Origin of the sequence: Lactobacillus sp. ESL0259 (assembly GCF_003693045.1) — a bacterium.
Taxonomy (GTDB): domain Bacteria; phylum Bacillota; class Bacilli; order Lactobacillales; family Lactobacillaceae; genus Lactobacillus; species Lactobacillus melliventris.
This window is the reverse complement of the sequence record NZ_REHP01000006.1, coordinates 1-25,625: the sequence shown is the minus strand read 5'-3', so window position 1 is coordinate 25,625 and position 25,625 is coordinate 1. Positions and strand designations below refer to the sequence as shown.

Here is a 25,625-nt window from a genome sequence, read left to right as displayed (position 1 = left end):
TTTTTCAAAACTTTTCTATTTTATTGGACAAATTCAAAATTGAATGAGCCTATGATTACATCATCGCCGTCAACGGCTCCTTTTTCACGCAGAGCATCATCTACTCCTAGATTTTTAAGCTTTCTAGCTAATCTCATGACACCATCCTGGTAATCGAGATTGGTTCGAGCTACTAGTCTTTCCAAACTCTCACCTTTAATTTCAAAAACATGATCTTCCAGTTTTGTGACTGTAAAAATGTTCTTTTGCTGTGTTTGATACTTATATTCTTTTACAACTTGCTGAGATTGTGGTTCCTGCTTTTGCTTCTCTTTTTCTACCTGCTCTATTAGTGATGCTGTATCCTGCATTAACTGATCAACGCCTTGATGTGTCACACTGGAAACAGCATATACAGGTTTTTTAATTTGTTGATCTTCTAAGTCGCGTTTAAATTGCTGCAACTTTTCAGCAGAACCTGGAAGATCCATCTGAGTAGCTACGATAATCTCGCGCCTGTTTTTAAGACTTTGATCATATTCAAGTAGTTCTTGCCTAACAGTCTGGTAGTCTTTGATTGCATCTCGCCCATTGTTAGGATCCATACTTACTAAGTGCAAAATTACTTTTGTTCTCTCAATATGACGCAAAAACTGTAAACCAAGCCCGACTCCCTGACTGGCTCCTGCAATTAAGCCGGGTAAATCAGCCATTGAAAAATCTCGGCCATCAGGTAAAATTACCATACCCAAATTTGGTGTTAGGGTGGTAAAAGCATACGCTGCAATCTTCGGCTTAGCCTTAGTTACGACTGATAATAATGTTGACTTACCAACTGAGGGAAAGCCCACCAGTCCGACATCAGCCAAAACTTTCAATTCCAGGCGTAAAACACGGTCTTCTCCCGGTTCCCCATTCTCTGCAATTTCGGGCGCAGTATTGACACTCGTTGCAAAGTGAATGTTGCCGCGACCACCACGGCCACCGCGGGCTACAACTAATTCTTGTTTATTCTTAGTTAAATCACCAATTTCTTCATTAGTGTTGAAATCATAAACAGTCGTTCCAATTGGCACTTTTAAGTATAAGTCCTTAGCTCCGCGACCATATTGGGACTTAATACGACCATTTTCACCATTTTCAGCTTTAAACTTACGGCGATAACGAAAATCCATTAATGTTCTAAGGCCACTATCGGCAATAAAAATAATGCTTCCGCCGCGGCCACCATCGCCGCCGGCAGGGCCACCATTCGGCACATATTTTTCATGGCGGAAAGCGACCATGCCGTCTCCGCCTTTACCAGCTTGGACTTCAATCTTAGTTTGATCGACAAATGTAGGCATATAGAATCTCCTTCCGTCTTTCTTAACTACATTACTATACCACACTATTATGTTTAATATCACTTGTTATAAGGTTAACTTAACTGTTTGCGCCTGAGGCAAAGTTAAACCAGCAGAACGTAACTCGTCAATAGAAGCTTCCTTAATTTTCTTTAGAGAGCCAAATTGTCTTAAAAGCTTATTTCTACTTTTTGGACCTATTCCTTTGATCGCATCTAGTTTACTGGACAAAGCATTTTTAGCATGTGTTCTTCGGTGAAAAGTGATTGCAAATCTATGTACTTCATCTTGAATTCTAGTCATTAAATAAAAGCCTTGAGATTTAGGATCTAAAGGAATTAGTTTCAAGGGTATACCATTAATAGGATCGCCATAAAGTAAATGATTAGTCCTGTGCTTGTTATCCTTTACCATACCGGCAACAGGAATATTAAGATTTAATTCATTGCGTAAAATATCCTCACAAGCATCTACTTGGATTTGGCCACCATCCATCAAAATCAAATCTGGCATGGGTTTATGTTCTTTAAGTAGTCTGCTGTATCTTCTGCGCACCACTTCACGAGTGTTGCGCACTTCATCGCCACCATTTTGGTGTTCTACTTCACCTTTTAGTTTATATTTGCGATAGGAATTTTTATCAGGTTCACCGTCTTTAAAGACAACTAGAGCAGAAACGGGGTCGGCTCCCTGAATATGCGAATGGTCAAAGCTTTCAATCACATGACCATATGGCAGTCCTAAAGAATCGAAAATTTCTTTTTGTGCGCCTTTAGTTTTCCTATTGCCCAGCTCTAAGAGACGAAACTTTTCATCTAATTTAAGTTTGGCGTTATCCTTAGCCATATTTAACAAAGACCGTTTTTGCCCTCTCTTAGGTGTTCTGACCGGTACATGCAAAACTTCACTTAGGGCTTCATTATCAATTTTAGCAGGTACTAAAACTTCTTTAGGTACGATTCTGTTTCTTTGCCCGTAAAATTGAACAATAAATGAGGAAAATGTATCTTCGGGGTCATTAGTATCGGTCAAAGGATACATTCTGGTTTCACTTCTAAGCAGCTTTGCCTGCCTTAAAAAGAAAATTTGAATAGCTATCCATGATTTATCAACGTAGAAATTGAAAATATCACGTTGAGTATTATCGTGAGAAATAATTTTCTGCTTCTCAACTGTTTCTTCAATGTAATTAAGTTGATCACGAATTTCGGCAGCACGCTCAAATTCAAGATTTTTGGATGCAACAGCCATTTTTTGGTTAAGGTCTTTTTTAACCCAGCCAATATCACCGTTTAAAAAGCTTTTGATCTTTTTTATTTGTGCCTCATAAACAGACTTTGGTACTGTTTTAAAACAAGCACCTAAACATTGTCCCATATGATAGTACAGGCAAGGTCTTCCCTGTTTGCCATGACAGCGCCTTAAAGGGAAAACTTTTTGAATAAACTTAAGAGTTGCCTGTGCAGCGTAGACATTTGGATACGGTCCGAAATAATAGCCTCCGTCTTTTCTAATAATACTAGTTAATTTGGTCTGGGGATCCCGCTCGTTAGTAATCTCAATATAGGGATAGCCAGTACCTTGCTTTAACTGCACATTATAATACGGTTGGTATTTTTTAATTAAAGTTACTTCAAGTAGAAAGGCTTCTTTATCGGTTGAAACGGTGATAATATCATAATCGCGAATATTTTCGACCAGTTCTGCCCTTCTGCCAACTTGGGTACTCTTAAAATATGACCGTACACGGCTTCTAAGATTTTTCGACTTACCGACATATATTACCTTACCGTTAACATCTTTCATTAAGTAACAGCCTGGTTTAGTCGGCAAAAGTTTTAATTTGTTTTCAATTAACTGAGTTGCCAAAAAATCACTCCCCCAAATTCGCTATCATATTTTAACATACAATTCGTAATTTGAAATTTGCTTTTGCTTAACGATTCAGATTAAGTAAAGGATAAAAATATTTTATTGTAAATTATTTTACATAAAATTAATTATTTCAAGTTAATTAAAACCTGTTTTTCTAGCTTGTTAATGCTATTTTTAATATAATAAAAATAGAAAGGAAAATTATTATGGGTTTAACTTTTAAAAAACAAGATGAATTAGAAAAATTATTTGATAAATTTGCTACTGTTCCTGAAGATAAAAAGAAAAAAATATCTAAAAACAATCAGAAAGTCAAAGATAATAAATAAAAATGGTTCTACAACGAGAACCATTTTTTCTTACAAATTTACAGATTTTCTTCTATCCATTGCCATACTTCTTTTACATGCAACTTTTGAACAGAACTAAAAGTAATTACACTTACATTGTCATAATTTAAGTTTATCTTTTGTTTTAAAGTATTAATAACTTGATTTTGCTGATTTTTCTTGACCTTATCAATTTTGGTACAGATTATCAAAATAGGTAAATTCAGATAAAGTGCATAATTATACATGGCCACATCATTTTTGGTAGGTTCATGCCGTGAGTCCATTAAGATAATTAGCCCTTGCAAGTTTGCTCGCGTTTCAAGGTAATCCTGAATCATAGTTCCAAACTGCTGTCGCTTTTTTTGCGAAACTTTAGCATAACCATAACCGGGTACATCAACTAAGTAAAACTCTTGGTTTACCAAATAAAAATTTAGTGTTTGAGTTTTCCCAGGCTGTGCTGATGTTCTTGCTAAGTTTTTGCGACTCAGCAGTGTATTTATTAAGCTGGATTTACCTACATTTGAACGACCGGAAAGCGCGATTTCAGGCAAATTATCTGTTGGATACTGGTCTTCACGCACGGCACTAATCGCATACGAGCTATTTTTAATGATCATTGGCTGCCTTAATTTCTTCTCCGTCGTCTTGTTCATCATTTGAGCGACGAGTTACTACCGGTTCGGCACTATCTTCTATCACTTCTTTTGTAACTCTGACACTCTCAATATCAGGCTCACTCGGTGTTTGATACATAATACCCATCATTGCATTTTCTATAATGGTTCTTAAACCACGAGCCCCCATATTGCGTTCAATTGCCAAATCTGCAATAGCGTTCAAAGCACTTGGTGTAAACTCCAAGTTAACTTGATCAAGTGATAGCAATTTTTTATATTGTTTTACCAAAGCATTCTTTGGTTCGGTTAAAATTCTTACAAGATCGTTTCTGTCAAGTTTATCAAGTGTTGCGATAATCGGAATACGTCCAATAAACTCTGGAATCAGGCCAAATTTGACGAGGTCCCCGGTTGTCAAATGTTTCATCCAAGAATCATCTTGAACCTTATTAAGTTCTTTTTCGGCACTGAAACCGATTATTTTTTTGCCCAGACGACTTTTAACGATTTGCTCAATACCGTCAAAAGCTCCACCAACAATAAATAAAATATTAGTAGTATTTATCTGGATTAACTCTTGTTGGGGATGTTTACGCCCGCCCTGAGGGGGAACAGAAGCAACAGTTCCTTCCAAAATCTTCAGTAAAGACTGTTGAACGCCTTCACCTGAAACATCTCTTGTAATTGAAACATTCTCAGATTTTTTGGAAATCTTGTCAATTTCATCAATATAAACGATGCCACGTTCTGCACGTTCAATATCGTAATCAGCATTTTGCAAAAGCTTAAGCAAAATATTCTCGACATCTTCACCGACATAACCGGCTTCTGTTAAAGTCGTTGCATCAGCAATCGCAAAAGGCACATCCAAAATTCGTGCCAAAGTTTGTGCCAAATAAGTTTTGCCAGAACCAGTTGGTCCTATTAAAGCAATATTCGATTTTTGCAATTCTGTTGAAGAGTCAACATCCATTTGAGTAATCCGTTTATAATGATTATAAACAGCTACTGAAAGAATCTTTTTGGCACGTTCTTGGCCAATAACATATTGGTCAAGCTGCTTTTTGATTTCCATTGGTTTAGGTAAATCTTGTGCTTTTTTCAAAGAATCAGATTTTAGTTCATCATCAATTATTCTCTTAGACAGATCAACACATTCGTTACAAATATAAACCCCGTTGCCCGCAATCATCTTTTTAACTTGATCTTGTGTTTTGTCACAAAAGGAACATCTTATTTCCTCTTGATCAGTAAATTGTGATGCCATTCTTTTCCTCCTAATATCTACAAGTCCTAGATTAGCATAAATTGCGCTATGTATATGAATTATTTGCTTGGAGAAAAATAAAAAGGCAGTTTGACACCACCTTTTTACCTAGATATTAAAATCCTATTTTTCGTCAGACTTTTTTTCATCTTTTTTTGTTTTGGATTTAGCAACTTGCTTTGCGCTGTCAGCAACAATTTTAATAGCCTTACGAACATTGATATCATGTGAAAGCATATCATCAGTCAAAGTATTGCGCACAGTTTTTTCATCCATGTTGTATTCGGCTGCCAGGTCCTTAATTTCCTTGTCAATTTCTTCTTGTGAAGCTTTAATATCTTCTTTTTTGACAATAGCTTCAAGGACAAGGTTAGTTTTAACCCTTTCTTCAGCATCTTTACTGAATTGTGAACGCAATTGTGCTTCTGTCGTATTAGTTATCTTGTAATATGTTTCAGGACTGATGCCTTGGCGCTGCATATTGCCTAAATATTGATTAATTTGCGTGTCGATATCTTCTTGAATCATAGCATCCGGAATCTTATCGATAGTAGCATTAGCAACTGCACCTTCAATAGCAGCTTGTTCGATTTCGTCTCTTGCAGCCTCTTCTTTTTGAGACTTTAAGTCCTTCTTGATTTTTTCTTTTAAATCATCAAGAGTATCAACTGAATCGTCTACATCTTTAGCAAATTCGTCATCTAGCTTAGGCAATTGCTTAGTTTTAACTTCATGAATCTTAGTAGCAAAATGAGCTTCTTTACCAGCTAAGTCTTTTGCACCATAGTCTTCAGGAAATGTGACAACAACATCAACTTCGTCACCGGCCTTATGACCAACCAATTGATCTTCAAAGCCTGGTATAAAAGTATTTGAACCTAAACTAAGTGAATAATCATCAGCTGAACCGCCTTCAAATGCCTTACCATCAACTGTTCCCTTATAATCAATAGTAACAGTATCTCCGTTAGCAGCTGCGCTCTTCTTCAATACTAATTCAGCATTCTTTTCACGCTCTTCTTTTAATTTGGCATCAACATCTTTAGCATATACACGAGTGTTTTGTTTTGGAACTTCAACTCCCTTGTATTCACCCAATTTTACTTCTGGCTCAATAGTAACAGTGGCTTTCATTTGCCAATCTTGACCTTTTTCCATTGAAACCGGCAAAATTTGGGGTTGACCTACAGCAGCAATACCAGCTTCTTTAACCGCTGCAGAATAAGCATTTGGCAGCACAATGTTTAATGCATTTTCATATAAAGATTCCTCACCGTAATATTGATCAAAGATCACACGAGAAACATGTCCCTTTCTAAAGCCGGGAACACGCAGGCTACCCTTTACCCTTTTAAAGGCTTGATCTAGCCCACGCTTTACATCAGCTTGGGGAATATCAAAAGTAAGTTCACCGGTAGTTTTATCGGTTTTATTCCATTTTACAGACATTAATTAAATACCTCCAATGTCAAGTTAAATTGCATCGTTACATACTAAATTATCTTACATTAAACGCTCGCAAAAAACAAACTTAGGCAAAAAAAAATGTACTTCTATGAAGAAGTACATCTTTTTAAACTGTTTTTAACGAACTAGTCAAGAATTTCAGTAACTTGACCAGCACCAACAGTACGACCACCTTCACGGATAGTGAATTTAGTACCCTTTTCAATGGCTGCTGGTTTAATTAATTTAACAGTAAATTCTGTGTTATCGCCAGGCATAACCATTTCAGTACCTTCTGGTAATTCAATTTCTCCAGTAATATCTGTAGTGTGGAAATAGAATTGTGGACGGTAATCTGAGAAGAATGGGGTATGACGTCCGCCTTCCTCTTTCTTCAAAACGTAAACTTGGCCTTTAAACTCGTGGTGAGTTTGAATTGAGCCAGGTGCAGCCAAAACTTGTCCACGAACAACTTGGTCACGGTCAATACCACGAAGCAATACACCAACGTTGTCTCCAGCTTCACCTAAGTCCAAAGTCTTGTGGAACATTTCCAAACCAGTTACAACTGATTTAAGAACTTTATCTACCAAGCCGACAATCTCAACTTCATCACCAATCTTAACTGTACCACGATCGATACGACCAGAAGCAACAGTACCACGACCAGTAATAGTGAAGACATCTTCAACTGGCATCAAGAATGGCTTATCAGTTTGACGTTCAGGAGTTGGAATGTATTCATCAACTGTGTCCATCAACTTCATGATAACTTCTTCTTGTTCCTTGTCACCTTGTAAAGCTTTCAATGCTGAACCACGGATAACTGGAATGTCATCACCAGGATAATCGTATTCAGTCAACAAGTCACGAACTTCCATTTCAACCAAGTCAATTAATTCTGGGTCGTCAACTAAGTCAGTCTTGTTTAAGAAAACAACGATGTAGTTAACACCAACTTGACGAGCAAGTAAAATGTGTTCACGAGTTTGTGGCATAGGACCATCAGTTGCGGCAACAACTAAAATAGCTCCATCCATTTGTGCGGCACCAGTAATCATGTTCTTGATGTAATCGGCGTGACCTGGGGCATCCATGTGGGCGTAGTGACGATTTTCAGTTTCGTACTCTACGTGAGCAGTATTAATAGTAATACCACGTTCCTTTTCTTCTGGAGCTGCATCGATTTCTGAATAATCTTCTGCCTTAGCCAAGCCCTTTTCTGATAAAACTTTAGTAATAGCCGCTGTTAAAGTGGTCTTACCATGGTCAACGTGACCGATAGTACCAATGTTTACGTGTGGCTTTGTTCTAACGTAATGTTCTTTTTCTGCCATTAAAATGACCCTCCTGTAAATTTGCAAGAAGTCCGTTGAGTAAGTAACGGATAGTTCTCTGTTGAATATTGTACTACTTTCATAGGCAAATGCCTAGTATTTTAATGCATAGAGCCATGCCTAATGAAAACGTCCTTTGCTATTATACTAAATACTTTGAAAAAGTAAAGACATTTTATCCAATTTTATTCGGATATATTATTATCGATTTTCTCAAACAGTTTTTGATTGCTTCGGCCATCATGATTTTCAATATAAGAAGCAATATCGCTGGCAAAACTGTCGGGATTATCAACATACTTATATAGTTTAGGATAAAGACTGCCTAAAATCAAATTTACTTCGCCTAAAACTGCAGGAAGCTGGCTCGGTTTATGATAATACCGAGAGCCGATGCCTGATACAACTTCTCGATATATCGCATCTTTTTCGAGTAAATTTATTTTTTGTGGAATAAATTGCTCTTCCTGCCCCAATACCAAAACCCTAAATGTTTCCTGAAGTCCCAGTCGAAACAAATCCTCAATTAAAACCAGCCGAATTGCAAAGTTTAAACTGGGATCCAGCAACAAACTCTGAGCAAAATTTTTAAAATTTGGTAAATCTAACTTAAATAATTGTTCGTAATCAAATTTTGTCGGCTTAGTTTTTTGCTTGAAAGTAACCATTATTTGCTGCTGCTTCGTCTTACTAACAGGTTCAACTAAATCCGGTAACTCGTAGGCAGTAATATTTTTTACCTCTAATGCTTCAATAGCAAAGTGATTCATTTTCAGAATTCTACTGTATTCACGAAAAATTTTAGGATTAGTAAACAAGTCTTTTTCTTCTTTAATTAACTCATAAGCTGAATAATTTTGTTTATCCTTGAGATAAAGCTCGCAAAGACAAAGTACGATTTCATTACTTGGTCCAATTCTTAATGCCTCTTCAAGATTTTGTATTGCTTGAGCAAAATCTCCTTTTGCTGCGGATTTTTGGGCTAAACTAAGCAGATTTTTTTGACTTAATGAGGTCATTTATTTATCTTTCTTGATAATTCTCTGACCGGTTTTATTGACATCAACAGGATGATGGGTTTCTTTCTTGGGCAACTCGCTCTTGTTGTTTCTCTTTTGCATAGCACGATGGCGGTTTTGGTTAACCTCCATTACTACTGGTAAAACTACTGGGCGTCTATTCGTTTTGCGGTAGAGAAACTTTTCCAAATCATTACGAACATCCTGCTTAATTTCAGTCCAATCAAATTTTTTATGTTCAAAATTATTATTGATAGTTTTTTTAATCAATTCAATGCTGTCACGCATCAGTTGCTGATTGGCCTTAATGTAAACAAAGCCTCTGCTGGTAACTTGTGGTTGAGCAATAATCTTTTTCTTACGGCGATCAATTGTGACTACAGCAATGAAAATACCGTCATCTGATAATACTTCTCTGTCTCGTAAAACAATATTACCAACATCCCCGATACCAGAACCGTCAATCATCGTATCCTCACCTGGGACCGGATCTGTTAAATAAAGGCGCTTTTGATTGAAATCGTAGCTTAAGCAATCTCCATTCTTGTTAATAAAAATATTATCTTTATCCATTCCTGCCCTAATAGCTAAGTCCTTGTGTACTTCAAGCAGTCGATATTCACCAATAACGGGAATTAAAAATTGCGGTTTCAAAATATCAATAAGTAGTTGCAAATCACGGCCTGTCGCGTGTCCACTGGTATGCTTTGCCTTACCTAATTGAATAACGGTCCCACCAGCACGATAAACCAGATCACTGGTTTGTGCCACAACCGTTTCCACAGAATGAGAAGGTGTTGTCGCAATAAAGACTAGGTCGCCCTTATGAATTGTGATCATGCTGTGACGGTTCTTAGCCATTTTTTGCAATGAATTTAAGGGCTCACCCATTTGACCGGTTTCCAAAATAACCGTCTTTTCATCTGGAGTTTCTTTTAAATTTTTAACCCTCATTAATAAACCTTTAGGGACATTCAAATAACCCAGATTCATTGCAGTACGAACGATTTTGGCTAAATCTCTTCCAGTCAGTAAAACATGTCTACCCGTTTGATAGGCCGCGTTTAAAACTTCTTGAATTCTAATCAAATTCGAGGCTTTTGCAGCAACAATTACCCGACCATTGGCATTACGAAAAACTTTTGTAACATAATCTCCAATGTCCTGTTCAGCAACATTTGGTAAAGATGCCTCTGCATTTGAAGAATCACTTAATAAAGCCAATACCTTTTTTTGACCAATTTCAGCTAATCGATCTAGATCAGTCCGGTATTTAGGAGCAGCGGAAGGGTCAAATTTAAAATCGCCTGTGTAAACCACCTCTCCGGCTGGAGTATGCACGTCAATACCAAGAGAATCAGGGATGGAATGCGTAGTTGGGAAAAAAGAGATATTGGCGTTTTTAAATTCAATCTCTGTTTCCGCATCAATCACGTGAAAGAGACTGTTTTTACACCGTTTATTCTCACGTCTTACTGTTATCTTAGCCAATTCAATTGTTAATTGGGAGCCAAAAACTGGAATGTCATATTTTCGTAGAATATAAGGCAGTGCCCCAATTGAATCTGCATGTCCATGTGTCAAAAAGATGCCGACTACCTGATCACCATATTGCTCGAAAAAATCCAGATCTGGAATAACCAGATCTATTCCAAACAATGTACTGTCGGGATATTTAAGGCCGGCATCAAGAACAAAAATTTCATCATTAACTTGAACAGCGAACATGTCTTTTCCTTGCTCACGAACACCGCTCAGAATCATAATTTTAACTTGATCAGTCATTATATTTCCTTTTCTTTAATTGCTATTCAGTTGTTATTTATGGATCAGATGATCACAACGTAAAAAGTATCTTTTTTTATTCTAGCATAAAATGGTATTATGACAAAAATAAAAAAGCCGATTCAATACTCGAACCAGCTTTTTTAGATCTCAATTAAAATTAACGACGTAAGCCTAACTTCTTAATTAATTCACGATAGCGATTAATATCTTTGTTTTGTAAATAACGAAGCAAGTTACGACGGTGACCAATTTTCTTCAACAGGCCAACATAAGAATGGTGGTCATGTGAGTGATTTCTCATATGCTCAGTCAGATTGTTAATATCTGTAGTCAAGATTGCCACTTGAACCTCAGTTGAACCTGTATCACCTTCGTGAGTCGCAAATTTTTGAATGATTTCATCTTTTTCAGCTTTTGAAATTGCCATAATATTTTCACCTTTCACTAAAATAATTGCCGTTAACAACGTTAACCGTCAGGTGTGAGCGTGCAAACAGCGTTAACGGTTCACAACAATAGTATAATACAGACAATTTTTTTAAAAAGCAAGTATAATTTATCTTGCATCTGCAATTATCTTTCAGTATAATCTATAAAGTAGAATTACGATCAATGGAGGTGAATTTTATGCCACAAATCAAATCAGCTATTAAGCGTGTTAAGACTCAAGATGCTGCTAGAAAGCGCAATGCTGCTCAAATGAACAAGTTAAGAACTGCCGTTAAGAAGTTCAAGACTGCTCAAGCTGCTGGTGCTGATAACGCCTCCGAATTACATGTAGCTGCTGCTCGTGCTATTGACAAGGCAGCTTCAAAAGGACTTATTCACAAGAATAAAGCTAGCCGTGATAAGAGCCGTTTAGCTAAACTTGCAAAATAATAATTTGATTAAATGATAATCAAAAAGACAGAAGTGAAAATCATTTCTGTCTTTTTATTTACCAAAATTTATACGTAATTAGACATTAAGAATAAAGAGCTTCAAAAAATTATCGGCTCGATATTGACCGTTTTTATACTTATAATCCAGCTTAATTGCTTGCTCTAATAACTGTGCTACTTTTTCTTTTGCTAACTTATTTTTTAGCGCCAACTTAACACGATAAGGATGAACACCAAGTTTTCTTACAATTTCAGCTTCACTTCTCCCTCTAGCTTTAAGTATTTTAACTAGCAAAATCATTTCTAATTGATTTTCAAAAACCGCAAGTATTTGAATTGGATTATTTCCGTTTTGAAGTTGATTATTTAACCGCGCAATAGCTTCTTGGTAGTTTTGGGCTAAAGCTGAATCTAAAATTGCAAAAATATTTTGTGCTAGTGATAAATCAACATTCTTTTCAACTATTTCAGTAGTGATATTCCTGTCAACAGCTACCATCTTCAGCTTATTATAATTACTTAAAACTATATCTAAAACTTGGTCACTGCGTTCAAGCAACAATGTTGCAGCAGAATTTGTAATATGATAGCCCTCGGTCGTTATAATTGCTTTAATTACTTTATTCAGATCATAAGGCCGAACTTGAGTCTCAACAACGTTAAAATTTTGCGTGACGGACTTCGTTATTTTTTTGCGCCGATCTAATTTTTCATAAGAGGCGACAATAACTATGACATCTTCAAGTTTTGCAGTATTTACAAAAATATTTTGCAGCTGGGTAATCTGCTTTTGATATTTTTTGGAAACCTTTGACGTTAAGAAAAAAGGGTTCTTAATTGTTATTACTTTTTTCTGGCTAAAAAGACTTGATTCAGTAAGATCAGCAATTAATTCGTCTAGCCCCTCTGCTTCGCAATCAACGGATACTTTTTCATAGTCTGCGAAAATCTCATCATGTATATACGAGCTAGTAAGATATTCATTTAAAAAACTATCATTTCCATTAATTAAAGTATGCAAAATTTTTTTATTTGAGTTTTTAAATAAAGAAAGTAATGTCATTTTTTAATCACCGGCAAAAATCTTTTAAATTTGGGTTTTATTAAAACACCATAGTTCCAAGTTATCATACCACAGTCCTGAGTCGAAGCCCATGGAATATGTTGGCTTCGAAGAGTAGCAATAGTTTCTGGATGAGGGTGCCCAAAGCGATTCTTGCGGCCAGCAGAAATAAAGACTCTTTCTGGTTGCAAAGCTTGCAAAAATTCTTTATTGGAAGCGGTTCGACTTCCATGATGTCCTAACTTAAAATAATCAGCATGTAAATGATAACGGCTCAATATTTCCAGTTCCCCTTTTTGGCCCAGGTCTCCAGTAAAAAGCCAGCTTTTGTTTGCTAATTTAAATAATAACGAAAGTGAATCTTCATTTTTACCAATACCTGGCTTAAAGGGGTATACAACTTTGAAAGAAATTTGTGGCTCATTTATTGTTTCACCGGCTAGCAGCTGTACAATCTGCCCTTTTTGAATTCGACCTGTTATTCTTTTGCAAAATGAAGGATTTCTGATCAATCCCTCCGCCATATACAATTTCTTTACTCGTATTTGACTCAAAAGTGGCCTTAAGTCCCCTACGTGATCAGCATCCTGATGGCTAAGAAAAATTCCATCAATTTTATTTATTCCCTGTGCTTTTAAAAAAGGCACGGTGATTTTATTAATCTGCGGGGTTATTTTTTTACCGTTAAAATTTAACTTTCCACCAACGTCAATGAGATAAACGTGCCTAAAAATGGGCGTAGAAATTAAGATACTATCTCCCTGTCCTACATCAATAAAAGTTACTTGACCTTTGATGGGAAAATGAATCGTTAAGAAGATTAATCCATACATAATGAACGCAAGCTTAAAAAGATGTCTGATCAGTTTTTGACTTTTAGACTTTTCATTTATTAACGCTAACAATATAGCAGTTAACAGTAATAAAAACAGACATTGCCACCAATTAATTTTTCCGAATGTTAAAAGACCAATTTTACTATTTGAAACTTTCGCAATCACTTTCTCTCCCTGTTCAAGTATCTTTTCAAGAAAGTAACTGCTTCGTGAACTAATGCTAAAGATAATTAAATTAAAAAAAGTCAAAGGCATAACAACCCAGTTAAAATATGGCACAACCAACAAATTAAAAAAGACCGTTAGCAGATTAAACTGAAAGAAATGAAATAAAAGTAGTGGCAATAACAAATTGTTTAAAGCCCAGGACTGTCTAAACTTACTCAGGTTTTTAGTCATTTCAAGGCCCATGGCCAAAGTGTAACTTAAAAGAGCTCCAGTACTCATCATGAGCCGAGGATTGACAGCCAAGTGCAAAACAGCCGTTAATCCTAGCAGATCTGCCTTATTAATTTTTAGCTTATGCAACGAAAAAATTTGCCCCAAGATATAGGTTAAACTCGCTCTAATAAATCCAGCTTGACCATTACTCAGAAAAATACCGACTAATAAGATCAACAAGCAAAAAATGAAAGTTTCTTTTTCAGTTAATTTAAAGTAATAGCACATTGTGCTTATTACCAGCGTGTAAATACCAACATGCAAACCAGAAATGCTTAAGATATGAATGACACCGAGGTCACGATAATTATTGAGTATTGTTTGGAATTTCTGGTCAGGGCTTTCTCCCAATATAAGTTCATTACTAAAAAAAGACAAAATCGGTGGAAACTTTTGCAAAAATTTCTTTAACTGAAAACGCCAGTAATGCAGGTAATTTGCTAATCCTCCTTTCTTAATTTGAATCTTAAAGCTCGTTAAATTAACTTGCTGAGTAATCTTTTTACTGCGATAATATTTTTGCTGGTCAAATTCTCCATAATTAGGAGCTGGTTCAATTGGGTTAACCTCACCAGACAAATCATGTAATATAACTTTATAGCCATAATTTAATTGCTTTAGCTGACTTGAACTCAATTTGCCAGAAACTAAAATCTTACTTCCAGCCGTCTGCCCTTCAACCGTAAACCAGTCATCGGAAATCTTCATTTTGTCTGGAAAAAAGGTAATAGCTGTATTGGGTTTAAGTGCAAAATTAGTTTTACTCATGTCAGAGTGAAAACCAAAAATAGTAGCCAAAAGAATAATAAAAATTAGCCATTTTAAAGAATTAAATTTACATAAAAGTAAAAAACCTAAATAAAAAACTATTAATAGGCAAGTACATTTTTGCACAAAGGTATAGCATTGATATTCCAAGAAACTTAAATTAATTAGTAATAAGGCCAGTAGCAGGAAAAACCCAGGTCGCAGAATATCAAATTTCCAGTTGGTCTTTAAGCGCAGCAAAAGTTTTTTCTCCAATTCCTGATACCTGCATCAAATCTTCAATAGATTTAAATTTTCCGCTTTTTTGACGGTAAGCAATAATTTGCTGAGCCTTTTTCTCACCAATACCATTTAGTTGTTGCAGTTGACTTACGTTTGCAGTATTAATATTCACCTTGTTATCGGCATTAGTTTGGTCACTTGTTGTCTCAGGGGCAGAATTAGAAGCATTGGCAGAAACCGATTCAACGACTTGTTCTGCTTTAATTTTTTCACCTTTGTATGGAATGTGAATTTTATCTTGATCTTTCAATATCAATGCTCGATTAACATTCTTTAGTTGAGCATTGTTCTTAATTCCCCCTGCGGCCGCAATTAAATCGTTTAAACGTGCTCCACTTTTTAATGTATAAACGCCTTGGTGATTAATCGCGCCTGATATGTCACAGGTCACATCTTTAGGCTTAGTTACAGCTACTTTTTTGGTAACAGATTCAGTATTTGACAACTGTTTGCTTGAATCACTGCCGGTTTTATTTTTATTTTGCACAGTGTTCTCATTTTTATAATCAAATTCGTCAAAAGTGTCATTTGAGTTTGGCCTTTTAGACCAAACTACTAGAACAATGACTAAAAGAACCATTCCAATCAAAAAATATTGTTTGTGTTCCTCAATAAAAGCTTTAATTTTTTCCCAGTTCATTTTTTCAACCCCCATTTATAAGTACGCAAAAAAAGCCCAAAAACTTGGGCTTTTAGTATTTAATGATAATTTCGTTGTAAATAATGGAGAGCATCATCAAAAGTACGAACAGGAACAATTTTCATTCTAGTTCCAATTTGCTTAGCTGTTTTTTTAGCTAATAAATAATTGCTGGTGACTTTTTTCATTCCTGCCGTATCAGTCGGGGCAAAAAACACTTCAGCACCAGCCTTGTCAGCAGCTACTACTTTTTTATCTACACCGCCAATCATGCCAACTTTGCCAGTAGGACTGATAGTTCCAGTCCCAGCTATTTTATGTCCTGGAGCTAAGTGTTTACCTGAAAAGACTTCGTAACTGGTCAAGGTAAACATTAAACCAGCTGAAGGACCGCCAATTGCGCCAGCATTAATCGTTACTTGAGGATTGGTTTCTACCTGTAAATGTTCGACCAATTGAATGCCAATACCTGGCTTCCCAGTTCCTGCAACTTTAACGATTTTGCCTTTAAAATCTATTCTTTTCTGTTCACGCAAAGCATTAATCACAACTTCAGAGCCAATCTTTTTCTTTTGAAAGTAATTGATCATTTCTTCAGTAGAGCGAAATTTATGACCATTCGCACCTAACACGGTATCTCCTATTTGCAACTTATTTCTAAAACTGGAACCCTTTTGCACCTGCATCACATATACGCCTTTATAATGCAGTTTAGGCTTAAGGCCTGCCTTTTTTGCCGCACAATAAAGTGCATTTTGCTGACTTGTTTGCATATACCAATTTTGTAGTTCCTGATACTGACTGTTACTTGAATTACCCAGTAATTCAGACTTGGGAATGCGACTGGTATATTTTTGCGTATAACTAAAAAGATATTCCCAGACAGATGCCGGCTGGCTAGTTTCACTAACTGTAACAAGATAGAAATTATTGGGAGCCTTAGCCTTACTTTTCACAAATTGTCCTACTGGCACTGCGCTTCCCGGCATTTCAATATAATAATTTGTCGGCCAGTTCAACCCAATAAAAACCAGAAAAATAGTTAGAATAAAAAGCAGCCATTTTCGTGTCTTACTATTTTTTTTAGCATGTTTTTCTACTTTGTTCATAAAAATTTTTCCTTTAAAGCCTTTGCAGCCTCGCTGGGCAAGAAACTATTAAAATCACCATTAAATTGGGCAATTTCTTTAATAATACTTGAGGCAACATAACTATTTTCCGGTTTAGTAAAAAGCAAGACTGTACTAATATCATTTGCCATTTTTCTATTCATTTCTGCAATCTGTTGTTCAAATAAAAAATCTGTCGTGTTTCTGACCCCGCGCACAATGGCATTTGCGTGTAAATCTCGTGCTACCTTAACTGTCAGCTGATCAGGCTTTAGCAGGACTTCAACATTTGGCAACTTTTTAACAGCAGCCTGACATAATTTTTGCCTTTCTTTATCTTTAAAAAGATATTTTTTGGCCGTATTAACCATTACTACAACATAAACTTGATCAAAAATTGCAGCTGCCTGCTCAATAACATCAACATGTCCATTAGTAACAGGATCAAAACTGCCCGGAAAAATTGCTACACTCATTATTTTTTTATTCCTTTCGATAAAAACGGATAATAGTTTTACCCAGGTGCTTTTCTTTAATAAGCTCAAAACCCGCAACTGCTGCTAAATCAGTCCGATCATCTGTTTCAGCTACTATTATTGCTCCTCGATGTAGCAAAGCTAAATCACGCATTTTTGCCATATCAGACGCAATTTTTTGCTTAGCATATGGTGGATCCAAAAAAACTAAGTCAAATTTCTGTTGCTCTTCAGCCAATTTACTCAAGGCGGCTTTACTGGTCATTTTATATACAGAGAAAAGGTTTGGCTCTTTAGTCAAGGCAACATTTTTGCGAATAATTGCTACGGCCTGGTAATTAATGTCTATTATCACAGCATGCTGACAACCCCGCGAAACGGCTTCTATTGCTAAAGCACCACTTCCACCATATAGATCAAGAACTTCACCACCAGAAAAAGATTGACCTAATGAATTAAACAGTGACTCTTTAACTTTATCACTAGTCGGTCTTGTCTTTTGACTCTTTAAAGTAAATAAATTTCTTTTAGCATATTTTCCAGAAATAATTCTCATAATAGTTGTTCTGTATTTTCCTGACGTTCTTGTAACTTTCTTTCAGCATCTGCTGCTAAATCCGTAATCTGTTTTTCAATATGATCACTTGAAAGATCGATTTGATCCCATTTTGATCTTTCAACCCTGTCAACAAAATCAAGTGCATTCAGATTCCGCATAACTTGATCGATCTCATTTTGATTTACATATAAAATACAATAACCAAATTTTTTAGAAAAATATACTATATCACCATAATGCCTTAGCTTATATTGGTTGCTGACTGAATTTAAATAAACAATAATGCTCAGCCTTTGGCTAATATTTTTATTGGTTAAGTCTTGCTTGATGCTCATTTAAAACTTCCTTCTTTTTCGATTCGTTCATTTGCTGATATATTCAGTACAATCCCAATAGCAGCCGATAAGATAATTAAAGAAGAGCCACCATAAGAGATAAAAGGTAACGTGACCCCGGTTATAGGCAATAGACCAAGCACGGCCCCTACATTAAACAGAGTTTGAATAAAGATAATTGTAGTAACTCCAAAACATACCAGAGCATTAAATTGAGAACTGGCATGGATACCAACTTCCATGATACTCCATATCAGATAAAACATAAGACTTAGTACGACTAAAGCACCAATAACGCCAATTTCTTCCGCAATTATGGCTAAAATAAAGTCTGTGTATGGTTCCGGAAGATATCCCCGTTTTTGCATGCTATTGCCCAATCCTACCCCGAGCAAACCACCATTATGAATAGCATAATACGAATTAACTAGCTGTGCACCACCCTTTTGCTCAAGTTCAAAAGGGTGCAGAAAAGACATAAAACGGTGATACTGATACTTATTTTGTAAGAAAGCAGGATTCAATTTGATAACCAGGAAGATAAACAAATATATTCCAACTGCAATACCAATTAAGCATAATACTGCATTTTTAGCAGGAACACCAGAAACAGAAAACATGATAATCACAATCATGGCTAAAATAGCAGTACCGCCAAAATCCGGTTCAAGTATAACCAAAAACATCATAAAAGCAGCTAAGATTGCTGGCCTATATAAATTATGAATAATTTGGCCTTTTTTAAAAGCTCCATCATGACGGTCTAAAAAATATGCTAAATAAATTATCAGCGAGAGTTTGGCAATTTCTAATGGTTGAATCTTTATTATCTTTAAATCAATCCAGCCAACAGAACCATTTACAGCTGCGGCAGATCCCTTAAAAATTTTCAAGAGAATTAGGTAAATGAGCAGCAAAAAACTAAGACCTAAAAACCAGATAACAAATTTGCGACTCTTAAAAATTTCTAGTTTTAGGAAAAAGCACAGAGCACAGCAGACAAAAACGGCAAAGACGGCATACAGAGCCTGGCGAATACCATATATTGCCGGGTTAAAGCCATTAACTAATAATATGTCCGAACTAGCCGAATAAACCATTACTATTCCAAAAACGACTAAGAGAATATAAGGTATGAAAATATTGTAATTTAAATGGTGAAGTTTTTGCCGCACTAGCCGACCTCTCCTTCTGTAACTTAATCTACCTTTATTATAAGCATTATAAAACAAAAAGAGCACCACTTCATCAGTGAGTGCCCTTCTAAAACATTTATTTATTTTTTATTACGTTTCTTATCAGCTTTTTGTCTTTCTGAAGTATTGAGAATTTTCTTTCTTAATCTAATTGAATCAGGAGTTACTTCACAGTATTCATCATCATTTAAAAATTCAATAGCCTCTTCTAGAGTTAAGGTCTTAGGAGTTCTGATTGCAGCGGCATGGTCTTTACCGGCAGCACGAGTGTTTGTTAAGTTCTTACCTTTAATAACGTTGACCGCAATATCACGATCACGAGAAGATTGGCCAACAATCATCCCTTCATAAACTTCTACTCCAGCACCAATAAATAATTCACCACGTTGTTCAACAGTTTGTAGAGAATATGTAGTTGATTTGCCCTGGCTAATTGACACCAAAGCACCATTTTGCCGGCCCGGTTCCCAATTTTTGACAACTGGCTTATATGAATCAAAACTGTGGTTCATAATGCCGTAGCCACCAGTTTGGGACATAAATTCATTATTGTAACCAATTAAGCCACGAGAAGGAACCAAAAAGTCTAAACGGGTTTGATTATTGCCTGTTGAAGTCATATTCTTCATCTCACCTTTTCTTTGTGAAAGAGAATCAATGACAGAGCCAACATATTCATCAGGAGTATCAACCTGGACAGCTTCAAATGGTTCACACATTTTTCCGTCAATTTCACGATAAATTACCTTTGGTCTTGATAATTGTAATTCAAAACCTTCCCGCCGCATTTCTTCAACTAAAATTGAAAGGTGCAATTCACCACGACCAGATACAGTCCAGGCATTCAATTGGTCTGTCGGCTCAACTCTTAACGACACATCGGTACGTGTTTGCTTAATTAGTCGATCCTCTAACTTCTTAGGCGTAACTTTGTCACCCTCACGACCAGAAAATGGTGAGTCATTGGCAACAAAATCCATTTGCAAAGTTGGCGGATCTATTTTAAGAAGTGGCAATGCTTCCGGATTTTCGGCAGAAGCAATAGTCTCACCAACAAAAATATCGTTAATACCGCTAATGGCAATGATATCCCCTGCTTTAGCTTCAGTAATTTCATTACGCTTCAAACCGAAGAAACCAAATAATTTGGTAACCCTAAAGTTTTGGGTAGAACCGTCACGCTTCATCACAGTGATATTATCGCCAACTTTAACTTTACCGCGATAAATACGGCCAACGCCAATTCGACCAACATAATCATCCCAGTCAAGCATTGTAATTTGGAACTGCAGAGGCTCATCAGCATTGTCAACAGGCGCAGGAATAGCCTTAATAATAGTGTCAAAAATAGGATTCATCGTTTCTTCCTGCTTAGCAGGATCTGGATCATAGGATGAGGTACCATTCAAGGCAGATGCATATACTACTGGAAAATCAAGTTGTTCATCGTTAGCGCCAAGTTCAATAAATAATTCCAAAACTTCATCAAGAACTTCTTTCGGACGAGCACCTGGACGATCAATTTTATTGATAACCACAATGGGCTTAACTCCAGCCTCTAATGCCTTTTTTAGTACGAAACGAGTTTGCGGCATAGTTCCTTCGTAAGCATCAACCAGCAATAAAGCACCATCGACCATATGCATGATTCGTTCAACTTCACCACCAAAATCGGCATGCCCTGGAGTATCCAAAATATTGATGGTAGTGTCACCATACTTAACCGCTGTATTTTTAGATAAAATAGTAATACCACGTTCACGCTCAATATCGTTGGAGTCCATTGCCCGATCTTCCAGAGCCATATGTTCAGGGAGAGTGTCGGATTGCTTCAATAATTGATTAACCAAGGTAGTTTTACCATGGTCAACGTGCGCTATGATAGCTATATTTCTAATATCGTTTCTTCTTTTTTCTGACAAAAGTATTCCTCCTCCACTCCTCAATAAAAAAACTGTGACGTGGTCACAGTTTCGGCGGCACGTCAAAAACATGCTGATCGAAGTGTTTCATATCTGTATATTTACGCTCATTGATTTTACCACCTAACTGTTTAAGGGTCAACGTTTATCCCTCTTTTTCAAATTAAAAATTTAGTATAGAATAAAAAGCAGACAAATTAGTTTATTTTATGTTACAAATATAACTATAAACTTTTATGAAAGAGTGAATGTAATTGATTTTAATGAAAGATATTACCCGAGATGGAAATCCGGTATTACGCAAGGTAGCCAAACCACTAACTTTTCCTTTAAGCGAACATTATCAAAATTTAGCAAAAGAAATGATGGAATATTTGATTAACTCCCAAGATACTAAAATTGCAAAAAAGCACCAATTACGTGCTGGCGTTGGTTTAGCCGCACCTCAAGTTGGTGAGAGCGTCCAGATGGCCTCATTGTTAGTACCAAATGATCAAAATGAAATAGTTTTCAAGGAAACTTTTGTTAACCCGGAAATTTTGTCCGAATCTGTCAGACAGGCTTGTTTAAGCGAAGGTGAAGGCTGTCTGAGCGTTGATAAAGTAATTGATGGCTATGTGCCCCGTCCTGATAAATTGAAAATTCATTATTATACTGTTTCTGGTGAAGAAAAAACAGTTCGGTTAAAGGATTATCCTGCAATCGTAGCGTCACATGAAATTGAACATTTGCGAGGCCACCTTTTTTACGACCGCATCAATAAGCAAGACCCCTTTAAATTAGATGAAGATACCGTAGTCATTTATTAATTTTTCACAAATATTTATGTCGTCAGCTATCGTTTTGACGGCTTTTTTAATAAAGCTGGCAAAACTTGATTCTATACTTGTTTTTGCATGTATGGTAGAATTTTACTAGCTATTGGAAGCTTTAAGCTGTCCAAAATTAGAACGTTTTATTAACTGAATAAGGAGAATACAAATATGATCTACAAAGTTTTGTATCAAAAAGACAAGGTTGTCAATCCTAGACGGGAAACAACTAAAACTCTTTACCTTGAGGCAGAAAATTTGGTCGCCGCAAGGACTATGGTTGAGGAAAATACCCCCTATAATATTGAACTCATCCAAGAATTAGCCGGCAATTCACTGACTTACGAAAAGGAGCATGCTGATTTTAAGCTAACTTCTTTTGAGAGTAAGAAGTAATATCTGTGCGAATAAAAAATAATGAAGTTGCCGTCGTTGCAATCGGGGGGTTGCACGAGATAGGCAAGAATATGTACTGTGTACAGTACCAAGACGAAATTATTATTATGGATTGCGGAATTAAATTCCCTGAAGATGATCTTCTTGGTATTAATTACGTCATTTCTGACTATTCATATTTAATTAAAAACCGCAAAAAGATTAAAGCACTTGTTGTTAGCCACGGACACGAAGATCATATTGGCGGAATACCATTTCTGCTTGAAAAGATTCCGGAAATTCCCGTATATGCCACACCATTTGCCTTAGCTTTAATTAAGGGCAAGCTTGAAGAACACGGCATTTTGCGAACAACAGAATTACACGAAGAGCACGAGGACACTGTTCTTAAATTCAAGAAACTAACGGTTACTTTTTTCAGAACCACTCACTCTATTCCGGATACCTTAGGCATAGCTGTTCATACCCCGCTAGGTGCGGTCGTGTTTACAGGAGACTTCAAATTTGATTTAACACCGGTAATGAACCAACCTGCTCCGGATTTTCAAAAGATGGCTAAATTAGGTAACGAGGGAGTTTTGGTGCTATTATCCGATTCAACTAACGCTGAAGTCACCCAATTTACTAAGTCCGAGCGTTTTGTAGCTAAATCATTGCATGACATCATTACGGGGATCCACGGTCGCATAATTTTTGCTACATTTGCCTCTAATCTTTACCGCGTATCGACTGCTATCCAGGCAGCAATAGATACTGGACGTAAAGTTGCCATTTTTGGACGCAGTATGGAAAACGGTGTGCAAAATGGCATTGATTTAGGCTATTTGAATGTTCCTGATGGTTTGATTGTAGATGCTAATGAAATAAATCACACACCAGCTGAACAAGTGATGATTCTATGTACCGGCTCACAAGGCGAACCTTTAGCTGCTCTTTCCAGAATAGCAAATGGTACTCACAGACAAATTAGTTTACAGCCCGGCGATACAGTGATTTTTTCTTCAAACCCAATACCTGGCAACACGTTAAGTGTCAATCATTTGATTAACAAGTTAATGGAAGGTGGGGCCAGCGTAGTTCATGGCCGCATTAATAATGTCCACACCTCAGGACACGGTGGTCAAGAAGAATTAAAGATGATGGTTCGTCTAACAAAACCTAAGTACATGATTCCGGTTCACGGTGAATACCGCATGCAAGTCATTCATACTGAATTGGCACAAGCAGCAGGAGTTCCAGCCGCAAATACATTTGTTTTGGAAAATGGTGAAGTCATTTGTTTTGGACCAGAAGGCTCCCGCATAGCTGGTCATATTTCAGCTGGCGATGTCTATGTTGATACATCTGGCACAGCCGATGTAGGCAATGTCGTCGTTCATGATCGCCAAGTCTTATCCGAAGACGGTTTAGTAGTTGTAGTGGCAACAGTTGATTACAAGCACAAACGTGTCTTAGCTGGACCCGATGTCTTGAGTCGAGGCTTTGTTTATATGCGGGAATCTACTGAATTAATCAACCAGGCTCAAAAGCATATTTATCACATTATAAAGTCTGAAATGGACAAAACGGAGCATCCTAAAGACAGTGTAATTCGCAATGCCATTATTACTAACCTTTCTGATTTTCTATATTCTAAGACAAAAAGACGGCCGCTGATTTTACCAATGTTAGTTGAGAAAAAATAACGAAAAGCCCTTTTTAAGGGCTTTTTATGTAATGAATGAAATTTTATGGATAACAAATTAAAAATACATCTTTTGGTTAATGAAGTAGCTGGTAACGGTCGTGCTAAAAAAGCACTCAAGAAGACTACTGCTTTATTAATCAATGAAAACATTAACTTTGACTTGCGAAAAAGTACTTATGCCGGTGAGTCTATTTACATTGCGCAAGAATATGGTGACCAAAAGCATTCGCCCGCGGAAATTTTGTTGGTAATTGGTGGTGATGGTTCTCTTAATGAGGTGCTAAACGGAATTAAAAGATCCAAAAATCCGAAAACTCCTATTGCCTACCTACCTGCAGGAACAGGTAATGACTTTGCGCGCGCTGCTAACTTAACTAATGATCCGAAAGTTCTTATAGATCATTTACAACAAGAATTTAAACCAGAGCGGATAGACTGCGGGACTTTTATTTTTCCTGATATTGCCCCTAATAAGAAGTATTATTTTGCCAATAGCTTTGGCATTGGCTTTGACGCATTTGTCAACCATAATAGTAATATTTCAAAATTGAAAAAGGTTCTGAATCATCTTAGTGAAGGTAAATTAATTTACGGCTGTAATGTTTTAGCAACTGTTACCAAGCAAGATACTTTTATTGTCGATATTGAAAAAAATGGTCAAAAATTCCATTTTGACGATGCTTTTATGGTTACCACAACTAATCATCCCTATTTGGGCGGAGGTCTTCCCCTTTTACCCAGTGCTAGAATTGACAGCCATAAAATATACACCGTGGTGGTTGAAAAATTTAGCTTAGCCAAATTGATTAAACTATTTATCAACCTCCTTAAAGATGGCTCACATGTCAATGACCCTCAATTTCATTATTTTGAAACTAATAAAGTTAAAGTAACAACAATAAAAAAAGAATATGCCCAAGTAGATGGGGAAGAAATTAAACGTAATATTTTTAACATTAATTTTTCTGTTTCAAGTTTTAATCTTTTACGCTAAAAAAATTAGTTTTGTCACTACCTAGAAAAAACACAAAAACCGAGCATTTGCTATGAAGTTAACCCCTAGAATTGGACAAAGATTCCAATTCGGGGGTTTTCTTATGTCTAAATATTTACTAAAAACAAAATTAGAAGCAGTAGATTTGTATCAAAGAGGATTTAGTACAAAAGAAATTCAAGAGAAATTACATATCACATCACATAGATCTATTGATGG

Annotated in this window: 24 protein-coding genes; 6 read left to right on the top strand and 18 right to left on the bottom strand. The window is 36.4% G+C overall.

What is annotated here, in order from left to right; translation table 11 throughout:
• Positions 1–20: 20 nt before the first annotated feature.
• Positions 21–1,325: a GTPase ObgE gene (obgE, locus tag F5ESL0259_RS03960; RefSeq protein WP_122037553.1), complete on the bottom strand. Its 1,305-nt coding sequence runs from the start codon at positions 1,323–1,325 to the stop codon at positions 21–23.
• Between the two features lie 66 nt (positions 1,326–1,391).
• A complete protein-coding gene (gene uvrC, locus F5ESL0259_RS03955) occupies positions 1,392–3,194 on the bottom strand; it encodes an excinuclease ABC subunit UvrC (protein ID WP_122037552.1) in 1,803 nt (600 codons plus the stop codon).
• 212 nt (positions 3,195–3,406) lie between these two features.
• Here uvrC and F5ESL0259_RS09035 point away from each other — a divergent pair, with 212 nt between their 5' ends.
• Complete coding sequence (locus F5ESL0259_RS09035) at positions 3,407–3,529, top strand: SPJ_0845 family protein (RefSeq protein WP_255409580.1); 123 nt, start codon at positions 3,407–3,409, stop codon at positions 3,527–3,529.
• 38 nt (positions 3,530–3,567) lie between these two features.
• On the opposite strand, the gene yihA is transcribed toward F5ESL0259_RS09035, so the two are convergent.
• The 7 genes from yihA to rpsO form a co-directional block, all read right to left on the bottom strand.
• Complete coding sequence (gene yihA / locus F5ESL0259_RS03950; protein ID WP_046324780.1) at positions 3,568–4,152, bottom strand: ribosome biogenesis GTP-binding protein YihA/YsxC; 585 nt, start codon at positions 4,150–4,152, stop codon at positions 3,568–3,570.
• Positions 4,142–5,419 carry an ATP-dependent Clp protease ATP-binding subunit ClpX gene (gene clpX / locus F5ESL0259_RS03945; RefSeq protein WP_046324779.1) on the bottom strand — a complete coding sequence of 426 codons (1,278 nt, stop codon included), beginning with the start codon at positions 5,417–5,419 and terminating at the stop codon, positions 4,142–4,144. The genes yihA and clpX overlap by 11 nt, the downstream gene beginning before the upstream one ends.
• Positions 5,420–5,542: 123 nt before the next feature.
• Positions 5,543–6,868 (bottom strand): trigger factor, encoded by a 1,326-nt coding sequence (tig, locus tag F5ESL0259_RS03940; protein WP_122037551.1) that lies wholly within the window; start codon positions 6,866–6,868, stop codon positions 5,543–5,545.
• 143 nt (positions 6,869–7,011) lie between these two features.
• A complete protein-coding gene (gene tuf, locus F5ESL0259_RS03935; RefSeq protein ID WP_045928030.1) occupies positions 7,012–8,202 on the bottom strand; it encodes an elongation factor Tu in 1,191 nt (396 codons plus the stop codon).
• Positions 8,203–8,387: 185 nt separating this feature from the next.
• Positions 8,388–9,221 carry a tetratricopeptide repeat protein gene (locus F5ESL0259_RS03930; protein WP_122037550.1) on the bottom strand — a complete coding sequence of 278 codons (834 nt, stop codon included), beginning with the start codon at positions 9,219–9,221 and terminating at the stop codon, positions 8,388–8,390.
• Positions 9,222–11,006: a ribonuclease J gene (locus F5ESL0259_RS03925; protein WP_122037549.1), complete on the bottom strand. Its 1,785-nt coding sequence runs from the start codon at positions 11,004–11,006 to the stop codon at positions 9,222–9,224.
• A 160-nt stretch (positions 11,007–11,166) separates the two neighbouring features.
• On the bottom strand, positions 11,167–11,436 hold the full coding sequence (gene rpsO, locus F5ESL0259_RS03920; RefSeq protein WP_034979304.1) for a 30S ribosomal protein S15: 270 nt from the start codon (positions 11,434–11,436) through the stop codon (positions 11,167–11,169).
• Positions 11,437–11,636: 200 nt separating this feature from the next.
• On the opposite strand from rpsO, the gene rpsT reads away from it, so the two are divergent.
• Entirely contained in the window at positions 11,637–11,888 is a 252-nt protein-coding gene (gene rpsT, locus F5ESL0259_RS03915; protein WP_046324775.1) for a 30S ribosomal protein S20, read from the top strand.
• A gap of 78 nt (positions 11,889–11,966) precedes the next feature.
• Here rpsT and holA read toward each other — a convergent pair whose 3' ends face one another.
• The 9 genes from holA to typA form a co-directional block, all read right to left on the bottom strand.
• Positions 11,967–12,953, bottom strand: a complete 987-nt coding sequence (holA, locus tag F5ESL0259_RS03910; protein WP_122037548.1) for a DNA polymerase III subunit delta — start codon at positions 12,951–12,953, stop codon at positions 11,967–11,969.
• Positions 12,950–14,998, bottom strand: a complete 2,049-nt coding sequence (locus tag F5ESL0259_RS03905) for a DNA internalization-related competence protein ComEC/Rec2 (RefSeq protein ID WP_233558040.1) — start codon at positions 14,996–14,998, stop codon at positions 12,950–12,952. The genes holA and F5ESL0259_RS03905 overlap by 4 nt, the downstream gene beginning before the upstream one ends.
• A 208-nt stretch (positions 14,999–15,206) precedes the next feature.
• Entirely contained in the window at positions 15,207–15,920 is a 714-nt protein-coding gene (locus tag F5ESL0259_RS03900) for a helix-hairpin-helix domain-containing protein (RefSeq protein WP_122037546.1), read from the bottom strand.
• Between the two features lie 59 nt (positions 15,921–15,979).
• Entirely contained in the window at positions 15,980–17,029 is a 1,050-nt protein-coding gene (locus F5ESL0259_RS03895; RefSeq protein ID WP_122037545.1) for a SepM family pheromone-processing serine protease, read from the bottom strand.
• Positions 17,026–17,505, bottom strand: a complete 480-nt coding sequence (gene coaD, locus F5ESL0259_RS03890; protein WP_122037544.1) for a pantetheine-phosphate adenylyltransferase — start codon at positions 17,503–17,505, stop codon at positions 17,026–17,028. The genes F5ESL0259_RS03895 and coaD overlap by 4 nt, the downstream gene beginning before the upstream one ends.
• Positions 17,506–17,512: 7 nt before the next feature.
• Complete coding sequence (gene rsmD, locus F5ESL0259_RS03885; protein ID WP_122037543.1) at positions 17,513–18,061, bottom strand: 16S rRNA (guanine(966)-N(2))-methyltransferase RsmD; 549 nt, start codon at positions 18,059–18,061, stop codon at positions 17,513–17,515.
• Positions 18,058–18,399 (bottom strand): YlbG family protein, encoded by a 342-nt coding sequence (locus F5ESL0259_RS03880; protein ID WP_122037542.1) that lies wholly within the window; start codon positions 18,397–18,399, stop codon positions 18,058–18,060. Before F5ESL0259_RS03880 ends, rsmD begins: the two co-directional genes overlap by 4 nt.
• Positions 18,396–19,574, bottom strand: coding sequence for an FtsW/RodA/SpoVE family cell cycle protein (locus F5ESL0259_RS03875; RefSeq protein ID WP_122037541.1), 1,179 nt, complete (start codon positions 19,572–19,574; stop codon positions 18,396–18,398). Before F5ESL0259_RS03875 ends, F5ESL0259_RS03880 begins: the two co-directional genes overlap by 4 nt.
• A gap of 101 nt (positions 19,575–19,675) precedes the next feature.
• Complete coding sequence (gene typA, locus F5ESL0259_RS03870) at positions 19,676–21,517, bottom strand: translational GTPase TypA (protein WP_122037540.1); 1,842 nt, start codon at positions 21,515–21,517, stop codon at positions 19,676–19,678.
• Between the two features lie 254 nt (positions 21,518–21,771).
• On the opposite strand from typA, the gene def reads away from it, so the two are divergent.
• The 4 genes from def to F5ESL0259_RS03850 all read left to right on the top strand — a co-directional run bounded on the left by def (position 21,772) and on the right by F5ESL0259_RS03850 (position 25,406).
• Entirely contained in the window at positions 21,772–22,326 is a 555-nt protein-coding gene (gene def, locus F5ESL0259_RS03865) for a peptide deformylase (protein WP_122037539.1), read from the top strand.
• A gap of 174 nt (positions 22,327–22,500) precedes the next feature.
• The gene (locus F5ESL0259_RS03860; RefSeq protein ID WP_046324764.1) at positions 22,501–22,725 is read left to right on the top strand and encodes a DNA-dependent RNA polymerase subunit epsilon; all 225 of its coding nucleotides are present in this window, start codon (positions 22,501–22,503) and stop codon (positions 22,723–22,725) included.
• Between the two features lie 5 nt (positions 22,726–22,730).
• Positions 22,731–24,410, top strand: coding sequence for a ribonuclease J1 (gene rnjA, locus F5ESL0259_RS03855; RefSeq protein WP_122037538.1), 1,680 nt, complete (start codon positions 22,731–22,733; stop codon positions 24,408–24,410).
• Between the two features lie 45 nt (positions 24,411–24,455).
• Positions 24,456–25,406, top strand: a complete 951-nt coding sequence (locus F5ESL0259_RS03850) for a diacylglycerol kinase family protein (protein ID WP_122037537.1) — start codon at positions 24,456–24,458, stop codon at positions 25,404–25,406.
• Positions 25,407–25,625: the final 219 nt, after the last annotated feature.